At 76.3% G+C, this 3353-nt stretch carries 1 protein-coding gene; it reads left to right on the forward strand.

The window, feature by feature from the left end; all coding sequences use genetic code 11:
* Positions 1-450: 450 nt before the first annotated feature.
* Positions 451-3353: bifunctional nitrate reductase/sulfite reductase flavoprotein subunit alpha (locus ABEB16_RS21815; protein WP_345714267.1), on the forward strand; the 2903-nt coding region annotated here is incomplete at its 3' end.

Here is a 3353-nt window from a genome sequence, read left to right on the forward strand (position 1 = left end):
CGCGCTGGCCGACGCCCGGCCGTGCGCCCGAGCCCATCGCCGAGCCCATCGCCGCGGCCGCGGCCGAGCCGGCCGCGCCGGGGCCCGCGGTCGCCGAGGCTTCCATGCAGTGCCCCTCCGATGCCCTCGACCGCGGCGTCCCCGCGACGCCCTGGCCGTCCATCGGCCGCCCGGCGGCGGACCTGAGCCGTCCGGGTGACTCTCGGGGAGGGCGGGGGGCTGAGAGATCCCGGTAACCGCCTCCGACCCGTGTGCGTCACACCCCCGCAACGGCCCCTGCCTACCGTGCTGGGGACCCCGGACGGGGGTGAGGACCTGCACCCGGCCGCGACCACGAGGAGGCCCGACGTGAGCGCAGGCGCGGACACCGCACCCGGCAGCGCGCCGGACCGCACCGCGGGCACCACCCGCGTCCGCACCGCGTGCTCGTACTGCGGCGTCGGCTGCGGCATGGTGCTGGAGGTCGGCCGCGACGGCGCCGGACGGCGGATCCCGCTGAAGGTCACCGGCGACCGCGAGCACCCCGCCAACGCCGGCCGGTTGTGCACCAAGGGCGCGACGAGCGCCGACGTGCTCGCCGCGCCCGGCCGCCTGGACCGCGCCCTCGTGCGCGCCGGGCGCGGCGGCCGGGCCGTCCCCACCGACGTCGACGAGGCGATCACCCTCACCGCCCGCCGGCTGCGCGCCGTGCTCGACGAGCACGGGCCCGACGCCCTCGCGCTGTACGTCTCCGGCCAGATGAGCCTGGAGTCGCAGTACCTGGCCAACAAGCTCGCCAAGGGCTTCTGGCGCACCAACCAGATCGAGTCGAACTCCCGGCTGTGCATGGCCAGCGCGGGGACCGGCTACAAGCTGTCCCTGGGCGCCGACGGCCCGCCGGGCTCCTACGCCGACTTCGACGCCGCCGACCTGTTCCTCGTCATCGGCGCGAACACGGCCGACTGCCACCCGATCCTCCACCTGCGGATGATGGAGCGGGTCAAGGCCGGGGCGAAGCTGGTCGTCGTCGACCCCCGCCGCACCGCCACCGCCGACAAGGCGGACCTCTTCCTGCAGATCCGCCCCGGCACCGACCTCGCGCTGCTCAACGGCCTGCTGCACCTGCTGGTGGAGGCCGGCGCGGTCGACGAGGAGTTCGTCGCCGAGCACACCGAGGGCTGGGAGGGCATGCCGGAGTTCCTCGCCGACTACCCGCCCGAGGTCGTCGAGGAGATCACCGGGATCCCCGCCGCCGACGTGCGCCGCGCCGCCGGGCTCATCGCCGCGGCGGGGGAGTGGACGAGCTGCTGGACGATGGGCCTCAACCAGAGCACCCACGGCACGTGGAACACCAACGCGCTGGTGAACCTGCACCTGGCCACGGGGGCGATCTGCCGGCCCGGCAGCGGACCGTTCTCCCTCACCGGCCAGCCCAACGCCATGGGCGGGCGGGAGATGGGGTACATGGGCCCCGGCCTGCCCGGGCAGCGCTCCGTCCTCGTCGAGGGCGACCGCAGGTTCGTCGAGGAGCTGTGGGGGCTGCCGGAGGGCACCGTGCGCGCCGACGGCGTCGGCCGGGGCACCGTGGAGATGTTCGAGCAGATGCGCGACGGGCGCATCAAGGCGTGCTGGATCATCTGCACGAACCCCGTCGCGTCGGTGGCCAACCGCCGGACCGTGCTCGAGGGGCTGCGGGCCGCGGAGTTCGTCGTCGCGCAGGACGCGTTCGCCGAGACCGAGACCAACGCCCACGCCGACGTCGTGCTGCCCGCCGCGATGTGGGCGGAGGCCGACTCCGTCATGGTGAACAGCGAGCGCAACCTCACCCTCGTGCCGCAGGCGGTCGACCCGCCCGGGCAGGCGCTGCCGGACTGGCAGCTCATCTGCCGGGTGGCGCAGGAGATGGGTTTCGCGGAGGGGTTCTCCTACACCAGTTCCGAGGAGGTGTTCGAGGAGCTGCGCCGGGCGTGGAACCCGGCGACGGGCTGGGACCTGCGCGGCGTCAGCTACGAGCGGCTGCGCGCCACGCCGGTGCAGTGGCCCGCCGCCGCCGGTGGCCCGGAGCGCAACCCGGTCCGCTACCGCAACGACGGCGTCAGCCAGGCGCTGCTGGAGCGCCCCGACGGCACCCGGCCCCGGCTGGCGTTCCCCACCCCCAGCGGCCGCGCGGTGTTCCACGCCCGCCCGCACGTGCCGCCGGCGGAGATGCCCGACGACGAGTTCCCCCTCGTGCTCACCACCGGCCGCGTGCAGCACCAGTGGCACACCCTCACCAAGACGGGGAAGGTGGCCAAGCTCAACAAGCTGAACCCGGGCCCGTTCGTGGAGGTCAACCCCGCCGACGCCGGCCCGCTCGGCATCGGCGACGGCGACCGGGTGCGGGTGGCGTCCCGCCGCGGGCACGTGGTGCTGCCGGCCCGCGTCAGCGACCGGGTGCGGGCCGGGACGTGTTTCGCGCCCTTCCACTGGAACGACGTGTTCGGGGAGCACCTGGCCGTGAACGCCGTGACGAACGACGCGGTGGACCCGGTGTCCTTCCAGCCGGAGTTCAAGGCGTGCGCCGTGGCGCTGGTCAAGGTCGCGGCCGCGGAGCCGGTGCCCGCGCGGGCGCCGGCCCCCGCGGCGGTGACGACCCCGCAGCCGGGTGCGGTTCCCGTCCCGGCGGGGCTGGACGCCCTGGCCGCCGCGCTCGGGGTGGCCGACCTCGCCCCGCCGGAGCTGACCGAGGCCGAACGCCGCTACGTCGCCGGGTTCCTGGCCGGTGTCGGGAGCGCCCCCGCGGGCGGCGGTGTCCCGGTGCTGCCGGTGGGGGCGCCGCTGTCGGCGCAGGCGGCGCCGTGGGTCGCGGGCCTGCTGGCGGGGACGTTCTCCCGCGCCGGGGCGCCCGCCGGGGCGCCTGCAGGGGTGTCCACGACCGGGGCGCCCGCCGGGGTGCTCACCGCCGGGCCTGCCGCGCCGGTGGTCCCCGCGCCGTGCACCGCCGCGCGCGAGGTCCTCGTGCTGTGGGCCTCGCAGACGGGCAACGCCGAGGAGCACGCCGCGAAGGCCGCCGCGCGCATCGGCGAGACCGGCCGGCCCGTGCGGGTGCTCGGGATGGACGAGACCTCCCCCGGCGCGCTGCCGCGGGACGCGGACCTGCTGCTGGTCTCCTCCACGTTCGGCGACGGCGACGCCCCGGACAACGGCACGGCGTTCTGGCAGGCGCTGGCCGCGCCGGACGCCCCGCGGCTGGACGGGGCGCGCTACGCGGTGCTGGCGTTCGGCGACTCCAGCTACGACGAGTTCTGCGGGCACGGCCGCCGCCTCGACGAGCGCCTCGCCGCGCTCGGGGCCACGCCGCTGACCGCCCGTGCCGACTGCGAACCCGACGACGA

Source organism: Kineococcus glutinatus, assembly GCF_039542765.1.
GTDB classification, from domain to species: Bacteria; Actinomycetota; Actinomycetes; order Actinomycetales; family Kineococcaceae; genus Kineococcus_A; species Kineococcus_A glutinatus.